General features: G+C 62.5%; 20 protein-coding genes and 2 tRNA genes. 4 read left to right on the forward strand and 18 right to left on the reverse strand.

Translation table 11 applies throughout. The annotated features are described in order from the left end of the window. Window positions 1-2 precede the first annotated feature (2 nt). The 14 genes from RUH75_RS15420 to RUH75_RS15485 all read right to left on the reverse strand — a co-directional run bounded on the left by RUH75_RS15420 (window position 3) and on the right by RUH75_RS15485 (window position 14,599). Window positions 3-971, reverse strand: a complete 969-nt coding sequence (locus RUH75_RS15420; protein ID WP_313807545.1) for a glycosyltransferase family 2 protein — start codon at window positions 969-971, stop codon at window positions 3-5. After that, window positions 971-1,927: a glycosyltransferase family 2 protein gene (locus tag RUH75_RS15425; RefSeq protein ID WP_313807547.1), complete on the reverse strand. Its 957-nt coding sequence runs from the start codon at window positions 1,925-1,927 to the stop codon at window positions 971-973. Before RUH75_RS15425 ends, RUH75_RS15420 begins: the two co-directional genes overlap by 1 nt. Next, the gene (locus RUH75_RS15430) at window positions 1,924-2,841 is read right to left on the reverse strand and encodes a glycosyltransferase family 2 protein (RefSeq protein ID WP_313807550.1); all 918 of its coding nucleotides are present in this window, start codon (window positions 2,839-2,841) and stop codon (window positions 1,924-1,926) included. Before RUH75_RS15430 ends, RUH75_RS15425 begins: the two co-directional genes overlap by 4 nt. After that, complete coding sequence (locus RUH75_RS15435) at window positions 2,834-4,195, reverse strand: O-antigen ligase family protein (RefSeq protein WP_313807552.1); 1,362 nt, start codon at window positions 4,193-4,195, stop codon at window positions 2,834-2,836. The genes RUH75_RS15430 and RUH75_RS15435 overlap by 8 nt, the downstream gene beginning before the upstream one ends. A gap of 2 nt (window positions 4,196-4,197) precedes the next feature. Further along, window positions 4,198-5,475, reverse strand: coding sequence for a polysaccharide biosynthesis protein (locus RUH75_RS15440; protein ID WP_313807554.1), 1,278 nt, complete (start codon window positions 5,473-5,475; stop codon window positions 4,198-4,200). Further along, window positions 5,468-6,280, reverse strand: a complete 813-nt coding sequence (locus RUH75_RS15445; protein WP_313807558.1) for a WecB/TagA/CpsF family glycosyltransferase — start codon at window positions 6,278-6,280, stop codon at window positions 5,468-5,470. Before RUH75_RS15445 ends, RUH75_RS15440 begins: the two co-directional genes overlap by 8 nt. Beyond that, window positions 6,277-7,197, reverse strand: coding sequence for a capsular biosynthesis protein (locus RUH75_RS15450; protein ID WP_313807559.1), 921 nt, complete (start codon window positions 7,195-7,197; stop codon window positions 6,277-6,279). The genes RUH75_RS15445 and RUH75_RS15450 overlap by 4 nt, the downstream gene beginning before the upstream one ends. After that, a complete protein-coding gene (locus tag RUH75_RS15455) occupies window positions 7,194-8,552 on the reverse strand; it encodes a GumC family protein (RefSeq protein ID WP_313807561.1) in 1,359 nt (452 codons plus the stop codon). Before RUH75_RS15455 ends, RUH75_RS15450 begins: the two co-directional genes overlap by 4 nt. Continuing rightward, on the reverse strand, window positions 8,549-9,955 hold the full coding sequence (locus RUH75_RS15460) for an ATP-binding protein (protein ID WP_313807563.1): 1,407 nt from the start codon (window positions 9,953-9,955) through the stop codon (window positions 8,549-8,551). Before RUH75_RS15460 ends, RUH75_RS15455 begins: the two co-directional genes overlap by 4 nt. Beyond that, window positions 9,952-10,740, reverse strand: coding sequence for a polysaccharide biosynthesis/export family protein (locus tag RUH75_RS15465; protein ID WP_313807565.1), 789 nt, complete (start codon window positions 10,738-10,740; stop codon window positions 9,952-9,954). Before RUH75_RS15465 ends, RUH75_RS15460 begins: the two co-directional genes overlap by 4 nt. A gap of 27 nt (window positions 10,741-10,767) precedes the next feature. After that, window positions 10,768-11,943 (reverse strand): hypothetical protein, encoded by a 1,176-nt coding sequence (locus tag RUH75_RS15470; protein WP_313807567.1) that lies wholly within the window; start codon window positions 11,941-11,943, stop codon window positions 10,768-10,770. A gap of 303 nt (window positions 11,944-12,246) precedes the next feature. Beyond that, complete coding sequence (locus RUH75_RS15475; protein WP_313807569.1) at window positions 12,247-12,444, reverse strand: hypothetical protein; 198 nt, start codon at window positions 12,442-12,444, stop codon at window positions 12,247-12,249. Between the two features lie 248 nt (window positions 12,445-12,692). Then, the gene (locus RUH75_RS15480) at window positions 12,693-14,084 is read right to left on the reverse strand and encodes a sugar transferase (protein ID WP_313807590.1); all 1,392 of its coding nucleotides are present in this window, start codon (window positions 14,082-14,084) and stop codon (window positions 12,693-12,695) included. Between the two features lie 281 nt (window positions 14,085-14,365). Continuing rightward, window positions 14,366-14,599 (reverse strand): hypothetical protein, encoded by a 234-nt coding sequence (locus RUH75_RS15485; RefSeq protein ID WP_313807571.1) that lies wholly within the window; start codon window positions 14,597-14,599, stop codon window positions 14,366-14,368. Window positions 14,600-14,755: 156 nt separating this feature from the next. On the opposite strand from RUH75_RS15485, the gene RUH75_RS15490 reads away from it, so the two are divergent. Further along, complete coding sequence (locus RUH75_RS15490) at window positions 14,756-15,226, forward strand: Lrp/AsnC family transcriptional regulator (protein WP_313807573.1); 471 nt, start codon at window positions 14,756-14,758, stop codon at window positions 15,224-15,226. Between the two features lie 75 nt (window positions 15,227-15,301). Here the strand turns inward: RUH75_RS15490 and RUH75_RS15495 are convergent. Together RUH75_RS15495 and RUH75_RS15500 are read right to left on the reverse strand one after the other, a co-directional pair. Then, a tRNA-Lys gene (locus RUH75_RS15495) sits at window positions 15,302-15,377 on the reverse strand. A 37-nt stretch (window positions 15,378-15,414) separates the two neighbouring features. Then, window positions 15,415-15,490 (reverse strand) — tRNA-Lys (locus RUH75_RS15500). Between the two features lie 255 nt (window positions 15,491-15,745). Here RUH75_RS15500 and RUH75_RS15505 point away from each other — a divergent pair. Continuing rightward, window positions 15,746-17,185 carry a tyrosine-type recombinase/integrase gene (locus RUH75_RS15505; RefSeq protein WP_313807575.1) on the forward strand — a complete coding sequence of 480 codons (1,440 nt, stop codon included), beginning with the start codon at window positions 15,746-15,748 and terminating at the stop codon, window positions 17,183-17,185. Here RUH75_RS15505 and RUH75_RS15510 read toward each other — a convergent pair. Next, window positions 17,155-17,364: a helix-turn-helix transcriptional regulator gene (locus tag RUH75_RS15510; protein ID WP_313807577.1), complete on the reverse strand. Its 210-nt coding sequence runs from the start codon at window positions 17,362-17,364 to the stop codon at window positions 17,155-17,157. The two genes, RUH75_RS15505 and RUH75_RS15510, sit on opposite strands and share 31 nt — an antisense overlap. A gap of 785 nt (window positions 17,365-18,149) precedes the next feature. On the opposite strand from RUH75_RS15510, the gene RUH75_RS15515 reads away from it, so the two are divergent. After that, a complete protein-coding gene (locus RUH75_RS15515; protein WP_313807579.1) occupies window positions 18,150-19,313 on the forward strand; it encodes an acetyl-CoA C-acetyltransferase in 1,164 nt (387 codons plus the stop codon). A 310-nt stretch (window positions 19,314-19,623) separates the two neighbouring features. Here RUH75_RS15515 and RUH75_RS15520 read toward each other — a convergent pair whose 3' ends face one another. Then, complete coding sequence (locus tag RUH75_RS15520) at window positions 19,624-20,592, reverse strand: LysR family transcriptional regulator (RefSeq protein ID WP_313807581.1); 969 nt, start codon at window positions 20,590-20,592, stop codon at window positions 19,624-19,626. A gap of 93 nt (window positions 20,593-20,685) precedes the next feature. On the opposite strand from RUH75_RS15520, the gene RUH75_RS15525 reads away from it, so the two are divergent. Further along, the coding region (locus RUH75_RS15525; RefSeq protein ID WP_313807583.1) for an alcohol dehydrogenase catalytic domain-containing protein at window positions 20,686-21,008 on the forward strand (323 nt) is incomplete at its 3' end.

Consider the following 21,008-nt stretch of genomic DNA (forward strand, 5'->3'; position numbering starts at 1 on the left):
GATCACAGCCGTTCCCCTTTCCCGGCGATCATATGCGACAGGTCGATCAGGCGATCGGACATGCGCCTGTAGACCGGGTCCGGCACGATGATCTGCAACAGCACCGTTGCCGCCATTCTTGGCCCGAAGGCGCCGCGGCAGACCGCCTCGAGATAATAGCGTATCGCCTGCCGCCGACTGGTGGGCCAGATGCTCTTCGCCGCGTGCCAGCCCATATAGCCGGAAAAGGCGCGGGACGAGATGTGGGGCTTCAGGTCCTTGAGCCAGCCAAGGCTCCCTATGCTGCCGCGCACCTGCGACAGCCGGTCCCCGGCCTGCCGGTCGGCCCAAATGGTGCCGGGCCGCTCCGTCATCAGGAATCGGGCTCCGGCGATGGACAGGCGCATGGCGAAATCGGTGTCGTCGCCGAATTTCACGTCCTCGCGATAGCGGACCCTTTTCGCCAGCGTCCGGCTGAGCGCCATGCTGCTGGTCTGGATGAAGCCCCGGTCGCACATCAGGTAACGGTCCATCGTCTCGCCATGCGCGATCGCGCGCGGGGGCTTCAGGAAATTGCGGCCTTCGCCCCGGTCGGCCAGCACCTGGCCATAGGCGACGACATCCTCGCTATCCTGGAGCAACGCTAGCAGGTCGGCCAGATGGTGCGGCAGGAAACGGTCGTCGCAGTCGAGAAATGCGATATAGCGCGCGCGCGCATGGTCGATGCCCTTGTTCCGCGCCGCCGCCGCGCCGCGATTTTCCTGCACGATGACCTTCAGGCGCGGATCGTTGATCGCGCCCAGAGCCACCTCCGTCCCGTCGGTCGACCCGTCGACCACCACGATCACCTCGATGATCGCGATGGTCTGTTCCAGGGCGGAGATGACGGCGGCCACCACCGCGTCCCTGCGCTGATAGGTCGGGATGATGACCGAAAAAAGCGGCACCGCCGCTGCGGCCCTGAGACTTGAGGGAGGTTGCCATGCGGTCATCACGATCGGACTCCATGGGCGGCTTCCGCCTTGCCGAACCGCAGCACGAAGCCGTTGACCAGCGAGCGGTAGAGCGGCTTGGGAAGGTAGGAGCGCAGCACCTGCCGCGCGATCACCTTGGGCGGGACGCCGCCCGCGACCATCCCGACCGCCAGATCCCTGATCGCCACCACCGGCCTGATCGGGGCCATATGATAAGCCAGCACCGTTGCCCGATAGCCGCGCCGCGCCCGGTCGGTCAGCATGTGGCCGCAGCGGTCGAGCCAGTCGAGCGAGGTTTCATAGCCCTTCACATAGGATGTGCGTCCCGCCTCCGTGGCGTCGAGCCACACGGTCAGGGGCTGGTCGATCATCCGGAACCGCGCCCCCGCGCCCTGGAGCCGGACGCAGAAATCGAGATCCTGTCCTTTCTTGAGCGCCGGGTCGAACAGCACCTGCCTTGCCAGCCCGGTGGGCACCACCATCGTACTGGTCTGCATGAACTGGTTGGCGCAGAACAGATATTCGCCCACATCCTCGCCCTCGCGAATGCCGCGTTCAGGCCTGATCCAGTATCGGTCGACGCCCCGGTCCACCTTCATGCGGGAATAGAGGACCGTGCTGCCATCGTCCCCGGCGAGCGCCTTCGCCATGATGGAAAGCTTGCCCGGCAGAAACAGGTCGTCGGAATCGAGAAAGGCGATATAGCGCCCATCGGCTGCCACTATGCCCCGGTTGCGGGCCGCGCCGCCGCCCGCATTATCCTGCCGGATATAGCGGATGCGCGGGTCGCCAATGGCGTCGATCACGGCGCCGGGATGGTCGCGCGACCCGTCATCGATGACGACGATCTCGAAATCCTGCCAGTCCTGCGCCAGCACGGACCGGATAGTGTCCCCGACAATCTCCGCCCGGTTGTAGAGCGGGATGACGACGGAGAAAAAGGGTTGGCTGTCGCGGAGGGCGGCATTGCTCATGCGCCATGCACCTTTCGATATTCTTCATAATGAATGCCCGCGAGGCCGGCGATCTTGCCTGCCGCGCGATACAGTTTGCCGAGGCGTTCGATCCGCTTGCCGCGATCGAGCGTGGTGAGGGCGCCCAGCGATCCGATGAGGAACCCCGCGATGATGCGCGGCGTTTCGCCCACCAGCGTGTGCAGGCGGCCCTTGTGGAAGCGTTCCACCATCATGTCGGTCATGCCCAGGCGATAGCCGCGCATCAGCAGCCATTTGGCGGTGACACGGCTGGCCGGGATCAGTTCGGTGACGACCGCCTCCTCCGACCAGGCGAAGCGTAGTCCCAGGCGCTGCATCCGGGTGAAGAGCTGCTTGTCCGATCCGCCGGTCAGCGCCATGCGGTCGTCGAAGGGACGATCCCCCATGGCGCGCAACGCGCTCGCCGCCATCAGCACATTGGCGGTGCTGTCGACCAGCGCGACCGGGCCGGACCGGCCGCGCTGCTTGGGAGCGAGCAGCGGATGGCGCGCGGCCCATGGCGCGATGGCGCTGTCCATTTCCCGCAGCACGGCGCCGCCGACCACATCGGCATCCCATGCGGCCAGGGCATCGATCCAGCCGGGGGAGGCGGCTTCGTCATCGTCCAGCATGGCGATATGCGTCACGCCGGGCCGGGCCAGGGCCGCCGCGACCAATGCATTGCGCACCAGCGGAATGCCGCGCTCCGCCACCAGCAGAGCCTCTATCGGCCAGCGATAGCCCTGCGCCGCGAGTTGCTCGACCACCGCCATGCCTTCCTGGCGGGCAGCATCATTGTCTGCCACCAGCACTTCCAGATTATGCTGCGTCCGTTGCGCGGCAAGCGAGTCCAATGTCCGGCGCAGTCCCTGCGGCCGGTTGCATGTGGCGATGCAGACGATGATTTCAGCCATTCGCAGTCTCCGCCTGATGTGGGATTTGCCGCCGCGACCATTGGAGGCGCGGCTTGTCCTTGAAGGTGGCGTGCGCGGTCGCGACCGCCGCGAGGAAGATCACCCAGACCTGCCGGTCCTTGTCGAAGAAGCTGGTTTCCAGCAGATTCTGATACATGACGAACACCCAGATCGCGAAAGCGGGCACCATCAGCGCCTGGTTCTCGCGGGTGGAACCGGTCAGGAACCAGTAAGCGGGCAGGGCAAGGAAGCTGATCAGCAGCAGGATCAGGCCCAGCGGGCCAGTCGTGACCCAGATTTCCAGATAGCCGTCATGCGAATGCGCGGTCAGCATCTGGAATTGCTGGTTCAGATAATCATGGGCAGGCGAATTGGTGCCGACCTGCCAGAATCCGCCGAAGCCAGAGCCGAGATACGGGTGATCGGCCAGATAATCGAACACCACCCGCCAGATCGACACGCGCCCGGTAAAGGCCGTGGGGTCCGCGAACAGCCGCTCGATGGTCGGTTGATAGGCGATGTAGAGGCCGAGGAAGCCGACCATGCCGAAACCAAGCATCAAGAGCAGGATCGCGCGTTTCTGGGTGTTGTCGCTCAGCGCGCGATAGATGTTGCTGATCGCCAGCATGCCGATGCAAAGCGCCAGCGAAGTCTTGCTCTTGGTCCCGATCACGAAGACGAAGGCCATGAGAGCGAACAGGGCGTAATACCACTTGCGCCGATCGATCCAGCTATTGCCGCAGACGATGAAGCACAGGGCCATGACTGCCCCGGCGATATTCTTGTGGAAGAAGAAACCACGCCATGCGCCGATCAGCGCCTTGTCGCTCTCTGTCGGGGGGTGCACGGCGGCGGGCGTCAGGGGCAGCGACACCCAGCATATGATCAGCGACACGATCAGCGCCGCGCGCAGGGCGTTGAACAGCCGCTCCGGTCCCATCAGCGAGAGGGCGCAGAAGGTGATGTAGATCACGATCAGCTGCTGCATCGCCCGCTTGAAGGACACGAACGGATCGACGCCCCATGTGCAGGTGATGAAGAACCAGCACAGCATGATCGCCAGCGGCCAGAAGGTGAACCGGTATTTGAGCGGCTGTTTGCGGATGATCTGCACGGCGGTCAGCAGCAGCGCGAAGCCGATGAACAGCGCCTGCTTGAACAGGTCCGATCCGTCATTTTCCTGCGCCATCGCCACCAGCTCGTCCTGCGTGCGGGAAGCGAAGGGCTGCTGGCCGATGAAGACCATCATCAGAAAGACGAAGTAGAAGACCTGCGCGACCCAGACGAGGCTCAGGCTGCCCTCGGTCCTGGATGCGGGCGTGGCATAGCCGCTGCGGTGCCAGTTGGTGGCCATGATCAGATGGCCTCCCGCTGGTCATGCCGCCATTTGCGGTCGAGCTGCCAGATGCCGAGCATCATGACGAGCTGCGACAGCACGACGCCGCCGATGGAAAAGACCGGCGCCGTGCCCAGCACCAGCAGCGTCACGGCGAAGAGGCCGACGCCGCAGCTGCGCATGCTCTGCGCGGCGAGCGGGCGGAATGCCTTGCGGGCCTGCGTCATGACGCTCATCGGCGTCTGGACGCACTGGACGAGGGAAAGGAGGGCGCACAGGCCGACCGCGATCATGACAAGCCGGTGGTCGAGCGTGGGCTTCAGGATGAGGCCGGGGAAGGCGTAGAGGGCTATGGCGGCCACGACGCAGGTGCCCAGCCAGAGCGTGACCAGCGCCGCCATGAAGACGCGCTCCGACCTGATTGCCGCGTCATGATCGCCGCGCGCGACGGCACGGGTCATGCGGGGGCGCTCCAACTGGGTGAGGGCGGTGATGCAGACATTGACCGGGCGGAAGAACAGCATGCCGACCGCTATCGGCGCGAAGGCGGTGGGTCCTGCAAGCAGCGTCACGATATAGCTGTGCGAATTGGAGGTCGCTTCGGTCGACAGCACGCCAACCAGCGTCCAGGCGGATTGTTCTTTCCACACCGGTCGATAGGCGCTCAAGGCCCGGCCCGGCCCCATGGCGAAATGCCGCCGGACATAGGCGATGCCGAAGGGCAGGAGGCCCATCAGGCTCGCCGCCACCAGCATGCCGCCAATGGCAGGCATGTCGGCCCCCGTTCGCATGGCGATCAGCAGGCCCGCAATGATCGTCCCGGCATAAGCCATGTCCGATCGCGCGGCCCGGGCCGGGGCGTGATGCGCATAGGCATTGGACCTGCCGAACCAGCGGATCAGCGACAGCGTGCCCGCCAGGCCGAACAGCAGGGCCGCCATGGGCGAGGCCGTCGCCCACGCGATCGCTGCGCAGATCAGTCCCTGACTGGCGGCCAGCATCAGATTGACGGGAAAGAAGAAATCGAAATTCCTTGCCTCCGCCTCTTCGCCCTGATTCACCGCGATGGTGTAGGGCGTCGACACCAGCGCATTGGACAGGCTGTAGCCGAATTGGATGATCACCAGCAGGAAGGCCAGCGTGCCGATGGCCGCCGTTTCCAGATGATGGATCGAAAAAAGCTGGACCAGCAAATGGCTGACGGAGACGACCGCCGATGACAGGCTGGCCAACCCAAAGCGGCCGAACAGGCTGCCGAGGCGCTGGACGCGGCCTCCCACAAGCTGAGCTTCAGCCATGGCGGTGTTTCCAGATCAGCCACAGCGCGTGCGGATTGGTGGTGATATAGCGCCAGGCCAGTTCCTTCGGCCGCGTCGCCATGCGGTGCAGCCATTCGAACCCGGACTTCTGCATCCACAGCGGCGCGCGCGGATAATCGCCGGTGATATAGTTGAACAGGCCGCCGCAGGTGACGATCCAGCCCGCCTTGATCCGGTCCCGATTTCGCACGCAGAAAGCCTGTTCGCGCGGCTTGCCGGTGCCGACCCACAGGACATCGGGCGCCGCCGCGTTGATCGCGTCGATCACCGCGTCCTCTTCATGCGGCTTCCAGAAACCGTTGCGGCGTCCGGCGACTTGCAGGCCCGGCGCCATGGTGACGATCTTCTCGACGCAGGCGGCGTTCACCTTTTCTTCGCCGCCGAGGAGGTAGTAGCTGACGCCGGCCTCCGCCGCCGGTTTCAGACTGTCGATGAACATGTCCGTCGTGCTGGAGCGGTCGGCGATAGGCGGCCCGCCGAACCAGCGGGATGCCGCGACGATGATCTGCCCGTCGGCATGGATCAGGTCCGCCTGCGTCATATCGGCCCGGAAAACCGGATCGCTGGCGTTCATCGACAGGCCCTGCCCATTGGCGTCGAATATCAGCAGAGGGGGGTGGTCGAGGCTCCGCCGCAGGGGCGCTTCGACCAGCATCTTCCCGATCAGGGCGTCGAGCGACAATGTGGAGACGGCGACCCCGCCCACATTCGCGACCGTCTCATCCCGATCCAGACCGGGCGAGGGAAGGGGCTGGCGACGCGCCAGCGCCTGTTCGGCGCTCATGCAATCACCGTCCCGGCAATGGGCACGCCATGGCGGTCGAGATCGTCGATCACGCGGCGCATGTCGGCAATCGCCGTATCGCCGCGCCGCGCGACGATGACCACCGCGTCGAAGCCCGCCAATATGCTGCCATAGGGCGTCTGGTCGCCCTTGCGTTCGGCCAGGTAGAACAGCATCGATGTGTCGCGCAGGCCCCAGCCATTGGCCGTTTCCGCCAGTGGGCCGCGGGTGATGAGGCTCGCCGCGCTGCCGGAAGCCCGGCCAGCGGTCATCAGCCAGAGCCCCTCAACCGCCGTCTTGGCGGCGGGCAGCAGCGCCGCGCTGCCCATCAGTTGCTCGGCAAGGCCAGCCTTGTTGGCGATCCGGAACAGCCGGTCCAGCGAAGGCCGGCCCATGTCGACGTCGATCAGCATCGTCTGCCCATCCATCTGCGCCAGCACGACCGCGAGGTTGGCGGCCATGATCGCCGCTTCGTCTCCTGCCTCTATGGCCAGCACCGCCAGCCGCAGCGAAGCCGGATCGCCATCCTTGGCCGCCGCGCGCATCTTGGCGCGGATCGTGCGCACCTTGGCGGCATAGGGATTGGCGGGATCGAAGGCCGCGACCACTAGCGGATCGACCCTCTGGTCCCCTTCAGGCAGCAGGGCGAAGCCACCCTGCAAGGCCGCGAGTATCCCGGCATCCTCCGGGTTCAGCAGCCCCAGATCGACTGCCGCGTCATGCAGCGCCAGACCTTGCGAGCGGGCATGGGCCTCGACCTTGTGGACGTCCGCTTCGGCCAGAAAGCCATGCTCGACCGCGAGGCGGGCGAAATTATGGCTGTCGCGAGCGCGGGGACGCAGCGTGGAGCTGCTGCCCCCAAGACCGCCGGAAGATGTCAGTTGAGGCGGGGCGCCTGCCGTGGAACGCAGTCTCATGCGGCCTCCTGCTGTTTGAAGAACCAGCCACCACGGACGGGGACCGGCATCAGTTCGGTAATGACGTCCACTTCGGTCGCGCGGGCCACGCCTGCGGCCGAGCGAACGCGCGGATGGATGATTTCCATGAGGATGACGGCGGCGACACCGCCGACCAGACCCAGAGCGATCCCGCCGATCAGCCACAGCATGATGTTCGGCTTGGCGGGCAGCAGAGGCACGGTCGCCTCGTCCAGCGGGCTGGCATTGGGCTGCGAGATCTGGCTTTTCAGCGCCGCTTCGTTGAAGCGCTGGCGCACCGTGTCATAGGTCTGCCGCGCCGCATCGACGTCGCGCTGAAGCACCATCAGCTGGTCCTGCACGTCGGACATGCGGATCATGCGATCCTCCTGGCCCGCCATGTTGGACTTGAGGTCGCCCTCGCGGCGGTTGGCCGCCACGCTGTTGGCGCTGACCGCGCCCGCCTGGCTGGAGCGTGCCGATGCCAGTTTCGACTGAAGCTCCGACAATTGCGCATTGGCCGCCGCCATGGACGGATGATTGGGACCCAGCGTCTTTTGCAGTTCGGATACCTTGGCGGACTGTTCAGCCACCTGTTCCTGCAAATTCTGGACGATCAGCGACCCTTCGATGTCGGACACCGCGCCCGCGCCAGCCTTCGACCGGGCAGCGGCGGCTTCCGCCTGCGCCTGCGTCAGCTGATAGGACATGTTCTTCAGCTTCTCGGCCTCAAGGTCCATGCGGTTGATGCCGATGATGTCATGCGCCCGCTGGAAGTCGGACAGCTTCTTCTGCGCCAGTTCGTACCGGCGACGCACTTCCTGCGTCTGTTCGTCGAACCATTTGGCCGATCCGCGGGCAGGGGACGCGCGCAGTTCGACCTGCTCGCGCATGTATATCTTGGCGATCAGATTGGCGACCTTGGCCGCCAGCTGCGGATCGGGGTCCAGATACTGGATTTGCAGCACATTGCTCTGCCGCCCGGTGGTGACGATCATGTTCTTCGACACGACAGCGGCGGCGGCTTGCAGCCGGGCGTCAGCAGGCATGTCGGTCGGCTGGGCGTCGACGAAGCCCGCTTCCTTGGCGACGGCATTCATCACCTTGCCGCTGCGGATGATGTCCGTCTGCGTGCCCAGGATGGAATCCGTATCCGGCTTGACGCCCTGCGCGCTGCTGGTGTCGGTCGGGTCCGTCTGCGACAGGTCGAGCAGCAGCGAGGCCGTGCCCATATATTGCCGCGGCTGGATGAAAGCGGCGATCGCGATCATCAGGAACAATATGCCCCCGATCATCACCGCCCTGCGCCAGCGCGCCTGAAGCGCGGCCAGCAAATCCATCGGGTTCATGGTCATAGCCCGTCCACTCCCTTGAGCAGCGCGCGCATTTCCTCGGCGGGCGTCTGGACAGGCGGCGCGCTCTGCACCGGCTGCTTCGCCATCAGCAGCAGGAATTGCGGCGCCAGCGTATCTTCGAACATCCACAGTTCGCCATTGGGCGTCGGGACCAGCGCCGGTTGCAACCGCGCCATGGCGTCACGCGCCTGCCCTTCATTGATCGACCCGCCGCCCAGCACTTCATGGCCAAGATTCACCAGCCGCTCATAGGATATGGCCGACATTTGGGAGGCGACCACGGCGGCCAGCGCGATCATCTTGCGGCTGGAACCGGCTTCCCAGAGGATGCGGCGGAACAGCGCATAGGTCTGGCCGCTCATCTCCTCCCAATCATCAAGGGCGGACACCAGCCCCTGCTCGATATCGGACAGCACCATGCGATCGCGCCCGCCCGCTTCCGTCACCAGCGCCGCCGACATGCCGAACAGGCGTGCATGATAGGGCGAACCCATCGCCGCGCTCGCCAGCATGTCCAGCGCATCATCATCGATGGCGAGGCGCGCATTATTGGCGCAGGCAAGCAATAGACGCTCCAGCTCCGGCTTGGGGATCGGCGCGACCCGCTGCGGCGCGAGGTGACGGCGCAGCGAGGGATGGGCCGCGATCAGCCCGTCAATATCACTCGCAATGCCCACCAGCACGACCTGCACCGGCGAGTGGATGTCGGTCAGCAGCTTCAGCAGCGTCGCCACTTCCTGCTTCGCCGTGTCGGACTGCACCCGGTCATATTCGTCGATGATGAGGATGGAACGCTCTCGCACCTCCTCCACCAGCAAGGCGGAGAGCCGGGAGACGTCCAGCGGTTCGCCCATCATCTTGCGCGCCCGTTCCTGTCCCGCGCTGCTCATCGGCAGTTCGGTCAGGAAGGGACGGAAAAGGGAATCGAAATCCGCCTCGCCATTGGCCGAGCCATAAAGCGCGATGCAGCCCGCCTCATCGGCCAGATCGCCGAACACGCGGGCGAGCGAGGTCTTACCCGATCCGCGCGTGCCGAAGATCACGGCATGCTTGCGCTGCACGACGATCGCCTCGACCAGCTTTTCCAGCTCGCTGTTGCGCCCGGCCAAGCCATGGCGATCCGTCACCGGCATGGCGGTGTTGAAGGCGGCGTAGATGCTGTCGCGGCGCAGGCTGATCGGCTTGATCGGCGCGGCCATGGCGCTCATCGACAGCGGTCGATGTTCCGGCTCGGCCGACAGCGCATCCTGTCGGAATCCGGGCAGCGCGGGCACGTCCAGATGCAGCGGCACATCGTCTGCAATGACGCGCTCGCCGCGCTTTTCGGTGCTGCGCGTCAGGGACAGGAAGCGGTCGAAAAGACCGGAGCGTTGTTGCATGAAGCCTTGATCGATTGTCGTCAAAACAGCTTCTCCCGGATGATGAGGACATCTTCAGGCTTCACCGGATCGTCCAGATTGGCCTGTATTTCCTTCCCCTCCCGCCGGACTTTTATCCGTTTCGTTGAACCCGCCAGCGTCGGTCCCCCGGCAAGCGCCAATGCCTGCCGGAAGCTTTGCCCCGGCACATAGGAAAAGGCGCCGGGCTGCTGGACCTGGCCGTAGACATAGACTTTCTCGGCCGGCGGCACGAACAGCGTGTCGCCCGCCTTCAGCGGCCGCATCGCGCCCGCCGCCATGTCGGCCAGCGAAATGCGCACCGGCCCGCTGCCGTCGGCAGGCGTCAGGATGACGGCATTGGCGCCATCCTTGGTCGACCCGCCTGCCTTGGCGAGCATCGACGCCACCGTATAGTCGCGGTCGAGTGGGTAATTGCCCGCCTGCGGCACATTGCCGAGGACCGTGACGAAGCGGCTGACATAATTGCTGACCTCGACACTGACCGAGGGCTTGGTGAGATAACCGCCGCTGGCATATCCCGCCTCGATATCCTGGGCGAGTTGCGAGGTCGTCTTGCCCTTCGCCGTCAGCGGTCCCACCAGCGCGAGGACGACGGTGCCGTCCTCCTTGATGCGGGTGGTGGTCGACAGGTCGGGCTGGCCGAAGACGGATATCTTCAGTTCGTCATTCGGCCCCAGCTGATAGCCGGCGCTCGCCGCAGTCGTCGCGGCATTTTGTGCAATCGCCGTTACCGGCCCCGCAATCATCAGCAAGGCGGAAAGGCATTTGACGAGAGTTTCAGCTTTCACAGCCATTGGCTCCCAAAATGTGAGGATCTAGAAATGCAGAGCTGCACCAAGCGTCACTTGCGTGCCGCTATAGTTGGAAACGCTGGTGTCGGTTCTGCGGATATAATGCTGGGCATCGAGCGTAAGATCGAAACGGTCTGAAAGTTTCCTCGTCAGCAGCGCTCCGAACCGACGATTACGGTCAGCCGTGATCGAATAGGGACGAAGTGCCGCATCCTGCCGGAACCTGCGCCGGTCCCATTCCGCGTACAGCCCCGCCGATGTGAGTTCGGAGATCGAGAACTCGCCCTGAATGCGGTAGCTGGTGTCAATGGCAAAACCGCTGGCGATCAGGCTGTCGTTGATGATCGCCCGTTCGGTCGTCGCGGTCAGCTTCAGCCGCGAAATGGCCTGCGTCGACAGGCTGACCTTCCAGCCAAGCCCGTTATAGCTGCCCACCGCCGCGCTGTCGCTGTTGACGTCCAGCCAGCGGACATCGGCGTCGATCTGCGTGATCGGGGAAACGGAACGCTGGAAGCGCAGGCCATAGCTGTTGATCCGGTTCTCGATCCCCAGCGTGTCACGCTTGCTGTTCACCCGCTCATAATAAGCGGTCAGCGTACCCAGGCTCGGCATGGAATAGCCAATGCCGCCCATGAAGCTGTCGCTGGTCTGGTCGGCATAATCGAACTGATCGGCGTTGCGCGTGGTGTCATGCTCATAGCTCGCCACCGGGAACAGGCCCGGCCGCTCGCAGGTGAAGTCCGCGCCGATGGTCGAGAATTTCTGGAGATTTTCGGTGGCCGAATTGATGTCACCATAATCGGCGCGCTGCTGGCGATAGGCCGCTCGCGGCGTGATCAGGCAGGTGGCGCCGAAGCGGATATTCGCCTTCGCTTCTGTATCCAGCCGTAACTTGCTGCGCTGGCCTTCGGAGATGAAGCGGTCATAGCCCATCTTTCCGCGCAACAGAATGTCGTGCCGCCCGATCGGCATGCCATAGGTGGCTTCGATCGAAGGCGTGACGATCAGGTCGCCGGTGGTGTCTTCGACGCGATCGTCCACGCGATAGACATTGTCATCGTACAGAAGATCAAGACCTGCCGTCAGATGAAGGCCGTAATCCTTGATCCTCTTCTCCTCGGCAGCATTTGCGACGCGCTTTGGCTCAGTCGTGCCGTCATCTTCCTGAGCATGCACGATTGCGGGAATGGCCGCGACCATTGCCGCACCACTTAAGGCTGCCGTCAGGCAATTGCGTGACCAGAAAGCTTCTCGATCGCAGGACGCGTGAAAGCGCCGCCGCAATCGCGGATTATTATATATGTTCAAAACCAATCGACCCTTATTGCATTGCAGCAATCAGGGGCATGCTAGAAGGATTTCACCGTAAAACCACTGCCTGGAAAGCAGCTTGTCGTGTCAAAACAACGGCTCGGTTCATCGCAAAAGAGGGCGCGCCGGGGTCATCCCGCCGCGCCACGAAGCTGTTAATCTGGGAGAAAGCTAAGCCGCGCCGATTCCGCTTCAGATGATCAGCCAGCCAATGGCCGCTATCGCTCCGACGAACGCGACAATGCCTGCCCATCGCGAAACCAGCTGTACGCCGCGCTCGGCCCGATCGGCCATGGTGACGGAGCCGACGCGCATCGGAACGTCCCGATGCATGTCCGCCGTTTCGATCAGTGATGGTGCCACTGCAACCGCTGCAAAATCTTCCGCCACGTCGATATTCCCGCCGCCGATTGGTGATGACGATCATATCCGATTTCGCGGTTAACAAATAGTTGGGAAGCCGTGGCCGGGGACATCCATTCGTCGCATATGACGGTCGGGCAGCGACGAATTGTTGATTTGGATTGTTGTTTTCAACGACGAACCGTTTTTCTTGACGGTTCGTCGTCAAAGACGCTTTTTTCGCGGAACCTTTTTCCGCTCGCGGCGTCCTGCGCGCTTTTCCGAGTCGCGAGGCTCTAATAGGCGTTCTTGTGAACCAGCACATTCACCGTGCCAAACAGGATCGCGATATCGCGGGTCAGGCTCCACCCATGCAGATATTCCAGATCCGCTTCCACGCGGTTCAATATGTCCCGCCGCGTTTCGGTCGCCCCCCGGAAACCCCGGATCTGCGCCAGCCCGGTAATCCCCGGCTTCAGCGCATGGCGGTGCCAATATTGCCGATCGACCTGCCAGAACAGCTGCTCTTCGGCCGTCGACCCCAGCGCGTGGGGGCGCGGCCCCACCAGGCTCATTTCTCCCAGCAGCACGTTGATCAGCTGCGGCAGCTCGTCAATGCTGGTTTTGCGGATGAAGGCGCCAATGCGAGTGATGCGATTATCGTCGCGCTGCGTGGAAGTGGCCCCCGCGCTGTCGCATTGTTCGACCTTCATGCTGCGGAACTTCAGGATATGGAACAGCATGTTGCCGCGCCCGATCCGCTCCTGCCGGAAGAAGATCGGCCCCGGCGAGTCCAGCTTGATGAGGACCGCCACCGCCGCCATGAGCGGCGCGAGCAGGATCAGCACCGGCACCGTCAGCGTGATATCCAGCAATCGCTTCTTGGCCCGGTTGGCAAGGTTCAGCGGTCCGCGCGACACCACCAGCGTGGGCGTGCCGCGATAGGCCTGCACGGCCAGCGGCGCCATCGGGTCCAGTTCCGGCACGATGATCTCGCCCAGAATGTTTCCGCCCTTCAGCATTTGCGCCCAGTCGGCCTTGCGCTCCGCCGGACAGGAAATCACCGCGCGATCATAGTCGCGCAGCAATGTGCCCAGCCGATGCAGCATATAGGGATCGTCCAGATCGGCCTTCAGCCCAATCGCGCCGGCATCCACGATCACCATGCCGCTGACATCGTCGGGAACGACCCCGTCGTCGATGATCAGAAGTTGCGCGAACAGCCCGTCGGCAAAGTTTCGGCGAACAGTCTGCACGATCAGCAGGCGCTGAAGCACCAGCAATGTTCCGCTGCACAGGATTCCGGCCGATACGCCCAGGCGGGACAACTGTCCGGTTGCCTTCAGGGAGAAGACCACAAGCAGGAAGATCAGCAATGTTCCTGCAAAGGCCATGGTCGCGCTGCGGCAGGACTGTGTCATGCGGGTCAGGCAATGGGGGTTATACGCCTGATTATGGAAAGCGAGGACGGCATAAACGATCATCCCGCCAGCCAGCGGTTGCCATTGCCCGTCCGCCAGCCATGGCATGCCGGCAGCGCGCAACCCCAGGGCAAAGCCCGTGGCGAGCGCGATCATGTCGGCAAGCAACAACAGCAGGCACAGCCAGAGCCGTGCGTTCCGTTGCCCCGCGGCCGTGGCAGGCTGGCGACTGGGGACACCTTCGATCGCCAGATCAATTTTCGACATCTGCAACCCTTTTTGTGTCTTGACGTCAAACTGGGCACCGCCGGTCGGCAGTGTGTTAACCATCAGACATCCGCTGCGTTTTGATTATGTTGCGCAGCAGCAGCGCAGAAATGAGTCAGGGTGGCAATCGGTTGTGGGATGCCCGGACCCGCTTTTCCGACGATCCGTTTATTCTGAAGGACACTCCGCCCCGCATTTGCGACGACCTGAAGACAGGTCAAACTGTGGCATGACGGAAAATCGATGAACGGAAACCCGTACGGTCCGAATCATGAGCAGGATCAGTGGATTATCCACCAGCCCAGCAAGCAGAGCGTCGCCAGCAGCGCCACGGGCCCGGCCCAGCGCGACAGTCGCCGGACCGCGCCCTCGGCAACGTCATGGGTGGGAAGCCACCGGGGTCCTACGCGTTTCCGCTCCTCGCGTTCGTGGCGCACAGGGTCGGAACCGGGCGCGGGATGGGCGGCCCCCGATCCGGAACCCTTGTCTTGCGGTTGAGGAGAAAGGTCGATCATTCACGCAATCCCGGCCATCATGATGCGACCTGTCGTCAGAATAGCCCGGCTGGCCGAAAAAGAAAGGGGATTTGGGCAATCGCGCCTGAACGAACGCATTGGGTGCCGGGCAGAAACGCTCTTGGATGAAACGGAACAGGCGTTTATCCTGCAACCATGAAACCAGAGCGACAGATCGATGCCATCGACCGGAAGATCATTGCAGCCTTGCAGGAGGATGCCACGCTCAGCCATGCGGAACTGGCTGAGCGGGTGGGAGCATCCAGCGCCTCCTGCTGGCGCCGTATCAAGGCGCTGGAGGGGGCGGGCATATTGGCCGGAACGGTCCGCCTGGTCGATCCTGAAGCGGTGGGACGGGGCGTCAACGTCCTCTGCAACATCCGCATGCGCAGCCACGCGCAGGAGGCGCGCCGCGCCTTCGAACAGTTTGTCGACAGCCGGCCGGAAATCGTCGAATGCTTCTCCATGTCGGGGGAATGGGATTATCTGTTGCGCGTCGTCGTCGCCGACGTCGCCGATTATAACCGCTTCCTGATGATGACGCTGCTCGGCCATCCTTCGGTTGCGGGGGCGGCCTCGCATTTTGCCCTGTCCATGACGAAATTCACGACCGCGCTGCCGGTCTGAACATCGGGGAAAAAGGACCGGGAGCCGGTGCCAGGCATGAAACATGCCGATCAGGATCAAGTCATCGGGGAAATCTGGTGGACGCACTAGGGCTCGAACCTAGGACCCGCTGATTAAGAGTCAGCTGCTCTACCAACTGAGCTATGCGTCCACGCCGGCTTTCGGCTGATGCCGTCGGCTAAAAGATATGGTGGACGCACTAGGGCTCGAACCTAGGACCCGCTGATTAAGAGTCAGCTGCTCTACCAACTGAGCTATGTGTCCAAAACGCCAGAAATCCGAGGATTATCAGGTGGTAAAGTGCTGTTAGCACTGGGTTTCGAGCGTGTAAACCCGATTGTTGCCGGATGAAGGTGCCTGTCTCACCCAATCTCACTAAATTACTGTAAAATAACAGGATAACGCCAGGCTCTGCATCACGTTGTTGCTCACCATCTCACCCAAGCGCAGGGAATGTGTGGCCAAAAGTGTGGCCAAAAATTATTGCCCCAAACCCCCCTTCATGCGAGTTTCTCACCCATGGACCGCGTCGAATTTACCCCCCGATGGTTGGACAATCTAAAGCCGGCCGTCGTTGCCCCGCAATATGAGGTTGCGGACACGCTGGTCAGCGGATTGCGGGTGAGGGTCGGTAGCAAGGTGGTCGCCGAGGGGCGTCACAAGGGCAGGGCTGCGAACATCTCCTTCATCCTCGTTGCGCGGTTTCCTCCGTCAAAACAGCCAACCCGCCGGGTCATTGGACAGTATCAGCGATCAGAAGTGGGCATGACACTTCAAGAGGCGCGGGCCACGGCTGCGGCTTGGAAGGATGCAATCCGAACGGGAGTAGATCCAACTGCTCGTTCGGCCGATGAACGGGATGGGGCAGCCACCTGCGATTCTCCTGTGGAGGACGCTGCGCCTTCAACTTCGGTGGCCGATGCTCTCGATCTCTACGAAACCAACAAGCTGGCCCTCCTCGACCGCGGATCAGGCGTGCGCCGCGCTCTTGATGGTCGAGAAGGCGTTTTGAAGGAGCTGAAAGATCAATCTATCCGGTCGCTCACAAGGGCGGATCTCGCTCAGCGAATTCGTGACCGTGCGAAAATCGCCCCTGTCTCTGCGAATCGTCAATTGTCCTACTTGAAAACCTTCCTAAGTTGGTGCGTCGATGAAGAGTTCGTGGACGGCAATGTTGCCGAGACCATCAGGAAGCCCTCGGCGGAGAACGAGCGAGATAGGTATCACTCTCTTCCAGAGTTGGCGGAGATCTGGACTGCGACGGCTGCACTCGGATATCCATTCGGGCCTCTAATCCAGCTTCTGATCACGTTGCCGATGCGGAGGGAAGAAATCGCGGCAATGAAGGTGGCTGAGCTGTCGCTTGGAGATGACAAGCGTCCGGACGATGCGGAATGGGTACTCCCTGGCGACCGAACAAAAAAGAAGAATGCGCTCCGTGTTCCGCTTTCCGCACTGTCGCGCTCGATCATCAAGGCTGCCATTGCCCACCCGGATCGACCTACCGACTCGCCTTTCGTATTCACAACGACCTCTGAAACGTCGGTCTCGGGTTTCAGCAAGGCGCGTAAGCGTCTCGACGAAGCTATCAGTGCCTCACGGAAACGGGCTGCGCTTGAAGCTGATGAGGAAGCCGAGGAAATGCCTCATTGGGTGCTCCACGACTTGCGAACCACCTTCAATACCCATGCCTGCGACCGTCTTCAGATCGATGCGGCAGTGGCGGATCGTATCCTCAATCATATTGCGACGGCGACGCGCTCCAAGGTCATGCGGATCTACAACCGGTCCGAGATGTACGAACCCAGAAAGCATGCGTTGGCAGCGTGGGCCAATTTGCTCACAGAAGAGGTCATCAAGACGAAGCAGAAGCGGAACAGTAAAGAGCGGAGGACATCTTCCCGACGATCCACGGCACTCCCGGTCGGTCAACCCGAGGCGCACGCAACGACCCGGTAGGCCGCTGGGTTAGCAACCCAGCGAGACACCTCCGACGCGTGCCAACCGGACGCATTTTCGCTCAGAGACATCTGTCTCGGAAACGTGCCGTTCGCGATCTTTCGATAGACTGTTGCTCTGCTCAAACCCGTTAGTCGCAAGACCTCACTGATCCTGAGAATACGCTCTTCGCTCTGCATTTGGCACGACCTCTAAGGGCCTGCCCGCCACAAGCTCTTTTTTACGAAGAATCTCCAAGTTTGCAAGCCTGAACCGCTACGTTGAACCACCGCATATCAGCGAAAGGTTATTCCCCTTGAGGTCCACATGTGGGACTGCGGGCTTCGCGGGAAAGCTACTTCTGGCACTTGATTGCACAATACAGCGCGCTTCAGAAGCGACTGGATGGACCGGAGGCAGAGAGGGGTAGGGTCAGCCATGATGGAATACAAGACCAGGGACGTAAGTCACTTGACGGGTAAGGGGGTAACACGCATCAGCTGATCATTGACACAATTCCTGCAGAACTGGACCGTTGCAGGGTCCTGCGTATCAAGTCTAGGGGGCTAACTCGATTAACTTTGAGGCCGTTGCGACCGTCATCGGCCGCGCCACGGGTCTTGGTGGGTAATCCGCGCGTGCTCTGGCAAGGCAGGGCGCTAAAGTTGCGATTGTTGATCTCAACGATCGATCGAGGTTATCCGCCTCGAAGGCGCCATCCCGATGGCACCGCGCTGATACAATGGTGGCCCGCCGGAACGACCTCAAACAGGCGGACCCGAACAAGCTGATCACGCTGGCGGAGCTAACCAGGGAAGGGCCTGCCACCGGTCGAGCACCCGTTACCCCGGCGCGCCGCTGGCATGCTGGTCAAGGGAAGCTATGACAGAGTCTTCGGGGCGGTGTTCGATGACGAGTTCCCCTCGATGACTGTCGCAGCATCACAAACAGCGCTCCGCCAAATTTCAAAGGAGACTGAGCAGTCATGTCGGAAGCTTATATTGTTGAAGCGCTGCGCACTGCCGGCGGCCGCGCGCGCAAAGGCGGACTCATCGGCATGCATCCAGCCGATCTTGGTGCAACCGTGCTCAATGCGCTTGTTGAGCGCACGGGCATCGATCCGGGCGCTGTGGAAGATGTTCTCGTCGGCTGCGTGACGCAAGGGGGCGAGCAAGCGTTCGCCTTCGGGCGCAATCTGGTCCTCGCATCCAAGCTTCCGGACAGCGTGCCAGCAGTAACGATTGACCGCCAGTGCGGTTCTTCCCAGCAGGCATTGCACTTCGCGGCCCAGGCGGTGATGTCGGGCACGCAGGATATCGTCATCGCGGCGGGCTGCGAGAGCATGACGCGGGTGCCAATGGGCTCAAACTACCAGCTGCACTCCCAAGCCGGCTTCGGCATTGGGCCGTGGCCCCAGTCGATCCAAGATCGCTATGGCGTCGCCGACTTCAGCCAGTTTCACGGCGCGCAGGCGATCGCGAATAAATATGGCTTCACGCGTGAGGCGATGGATCAATATGCGCTCGCCAGCCACGTCAAGGCCGCAGCCGCAATCGATAGCGGCGCATTTAAGGGCGAGATCGTGCCCGTCCAAACCCCCGAGGGTGTGTTCGACACCGATGATGGCGTACGGCGTGGCGGAACGCTCACCTCTCTTGGGGAGGTGAAATCACTGGAAGAAGGCGGCACTATCACCGCTGCCAATGCCAGCCAGATGACCGATGGGGCGTCCGGCGCGCTGGTGGTGAGCGAGGCGGCGCTGAAGCGCTTCGATCTTACCCCGCTCGCCCGGATCGTGAACCTGACGGTCACGGCCGGCGATCCCGTGATCATGCTTGAGGAGCCGATCCCGGCGACGCGAAAGGCGCTGGATCGCGCCGGCATGACGCTCGACCAGATCGACCTCTTCGAGGTGAACGAAGCGTTCGCGTCGATTCCGATGGCGTGGCTCAAGGCTCTCGGCGCCGATCCGGAGAAACTGAATGTAAATGGGGGTGCGATCGCGCTCGGCCATCCACTGGGCGCGTCCGGGACCAAGCTCATGGCGACCCTGATTCACGCGCTCAAGACGCGCGGCGGCCGCTACGGCCTGCAGACCATGTGCGAGGGCGGCGGGGTTGCCAATGTCACCATCATCGAACGGCTTTGACTCTACATGGCGTAGTGTGGAACGCTCCTACTCGAGGCGAGGTGCAGTCTGCTAACGCTGCTCAATCGGTCGGAAGCGCGCCACGGTCTAAGATCGGTGCTTGAGGATCTGATCGCGGGCTCAGCGCGCTATAGTGCCGACGCATACAAGCGCGATTGATACTCCCGTAACAACACCGGGATTGCGGCGGGCGCTGATATCTAGGCGATGGATAACTGAGGGCAAATTCTTCAGCGATCAGACTGCCGCGACAGAGCCCAGTGCATCAACAGGGCCACCGGACCGGGGAGCAGAGCGTGCGATGAGGCGATTAGGTTTCGCCAGCGCGGTCGTTCACACCTAGCTCCAAAAGATGCGCTGTGCGCACCTCGCTCGGGCGTGCTCCAGCTTGGACGCGCGCCGAAAACATCTGCTTGCGTAAGTCGCGCCGCAGGTGCTGGACGAGAAGGCTAACTTTCGGCAGCAACTGGCGCCGCGGTGGATGAACGGCCCAGATCGCTTGCTCGGGCGGTTCTAACGCGTCAAGCAGCGTGACCAGTCTGCCGTCGGCCACCGCCTGATGAATATAGAACCCAGGGAGCTGACAGATCCCCAACCCGGCAATAGCAGCGTCCAGAATTGCTGCGCCGCTGTTGCATCGCCATCGACCGCGCGGCGTGATCGTACGTTCCATCCCCTCCAAATTAAAATGCCATGTCGTGCTCGCACCAATCAGGCACTCGTGCTCTGTCAATTCTGCCAGATCGATCGGTGCGCCTGCTTGGCGAAGATAAGCAGGTGCTGCGCAAAGGTGGAGTTTGCGCGTCGCGAGCTTCTGGTAAATGAGACGAGCGTCGTTCACATCGCCGGTGCGCACTCCGAGGTCGAACCCCTCAGCAATCAAGTCGACAACCCTGTTCGACAGCTCGAAGTCGATCCGGATGGCCGGAAACTGCTCGGCGAATCGCCGAACAATGGGGGCAACATACCGCTCGCCGAGCGTGGTTGAGCAGGTCAGCCGAATTTCGCCGGAGGGCTCGCTGTCGCCTTTGGCCAGCGCCAGCAATGCATCCCGATCCTGAAGCACGCTCCGTGCTTGATCGATAAAAGCGCGGCCGACATCAGTAAGGGTGACGACTCGCGTTGTCCGATTGAACAGCTGCGCGTCCATCCGCTGCTCTAACCGGTTCACGGCCCGGCTAACATGAGAAGTAGACACGTTTAGCCGCCGCGCTGCGCCGACGAACGTGCCCACGTCTGCCACAGCGACAGCCTCCTCGAATCCGATCCACGTGTCCATACTATCCCCGTCTTGCAATGATGCGTTGTCAAAGAGGCATATTATCTCACATTCGCATCTGATGTAGAGAGGGCAAAAGGAAGGGAAGCGTATATGAGGACCCGTGCGGCTGTAGCATTTGAGGCGAAGCAGCCACTTGAAATCGTGGAGCTTGACTTGGAGGGGCCAAAAGTGGGCGAGGTGCTCGTCGAGATCATGGCCACAGGCATCTGCCACACCGACGCCTACACGCTCGACGGCTTAGACAGCGAGGGGCTGTTCCCGAGCGTGCTGGGCCACGAAGGTGCCGGCATTGTCCGTGAAGTCGGCGTGGGCGTGACGAGCGTAAAGCCGGGCGACCACGTAATCCCGCTCTACACCCCCGAGCGCCGCCAGTGCAAAAGCTGCCTCTCGGGCAAGACCAACCTCTGCACCGC

This window comes from Sphingobium sp., from assembly GCF_032153725.1.
In the GTDB taxonomy this organism is placed as follows: domain Bacteria; phylum Pseudomonadota; class Alphaproteobacteria; order Sphingomonadales; family Sphingomonadaceae; genus Sphingobium.

Bases quoted from the DNA above. Each gene is read 5' to 3' on its own strand.
- RUH75_RS15470 (WP_313807567.1), bottom strand. From the start codon at position 11,943: ATGGTCGCGGCCATTCCCGCAATCGTGCATGCTCAGGAAGATGACGGC.
- RUH75_RS15505 (WP_313807575.1), top strand. From the start codon at position 15,746: ATGGACCGCGTCGAATTTACCCCCCGATGGTTGGACAATCTAAAGCCG.
- RUH75_RS15430 (WP_313807550.1), bottom strand. From the start codon at position 2,841: ATGGCTGAAATCATCGTCTGCATCGCCACATGCAACCGGCCGCAGGGA.
- RUH75_RS15455 (WP_313807561.1), bottom strand. From the start codon at position 8,552: ATGACCATGAACCCGATGGATTTGCTGGCCGCGCTTCAGGCGCGCTGG.
- RUH75_RS15450 (WP_313807559.1), bottom strand. From the start codon at position 7,197: ATGAGACTGCGTTCCACGGCAGGCGCCCCGCCTCAACTGACATCTTCC.
- RUH75_RS15490 (WP_313807573.1), top strand. From the start codon at position 14,756: ATGAAACCAGAGCGACAGATCGATGCCATCGACCGGAAGATCATTGCA.
- RUH75_RS15515 (WP_313807579.1), top strand. From the start codon at position 18,150: ATGTCGGAAGCTTATATTGTTGAAGCGCTGCGCACTGCCGGCGGCCGC.
- RUH75_RS15420 (WP_313807545.1), bottom strand. From the start codon at position 971: ATGACCGCATGGCAACCTCCCTCAAGTCTCAGGGCCGCAGCGGCGGTG.
- RUH75_RS15425 (WP_313807547.1), bottom strand. From the start codon at position 1,927: ATGAGCAATGCCGCCCTCCGCGACAGCCAACCCTTTTTCTCCGTCGTC.
- RUH75_RS15435 (WP_313807552.1), bottom strand. From the start codon at position 4,195: ATGGCCACCAACTGGCACCGCAGCGGCTATGCCACGCCCGCATCCAGG.
- RUH75_RS15485 (WP_313807571.1), bottom strand. From the start codon at position 14,599: ATGATCGACCTTTCTCCTCAACCGCAAGACAAGGGTTCCGGATCGGGG.
- RUH75_RS15510 (WP_313807577.1), bottom strand. From the start codon at position 17,364: ATGCAGAGCGAAGAGCGTATTCTCAGGATCAGTGAGGTCTTGCGACTA.
- RUH75_RS15445 (WP_313807558.1), bottom strand. From the start codon at position 6,280: ATGAGCGCCGAACAGGCGCTGGCGCGTCGCCAGCCCCTTCCCTCGCCC.
- RUH75_RS15440 (WP_313807554.1), bottom strand. From the start codon at position 5,475: ATGGCTGAAGCTCAGCTTGTGGGAGGCCGCGTCCAGCGCCTCGGCAGC.
- RUH75_RS15480 (WP_313807590.1), bottom strand. From the start codon at position 14,084: ATGTCGAAAATTGATCTGGCGATCGAAGGTGTCCCCAGTCGCCAGCCT.
- RUH75_RS15520 (WP_313807581.1), bottom strand. From the start codon at position 20,592: ATGGACACGTGGATCGGATTCGAGGAGGCTGTCGCTGTGGCAGACGTG.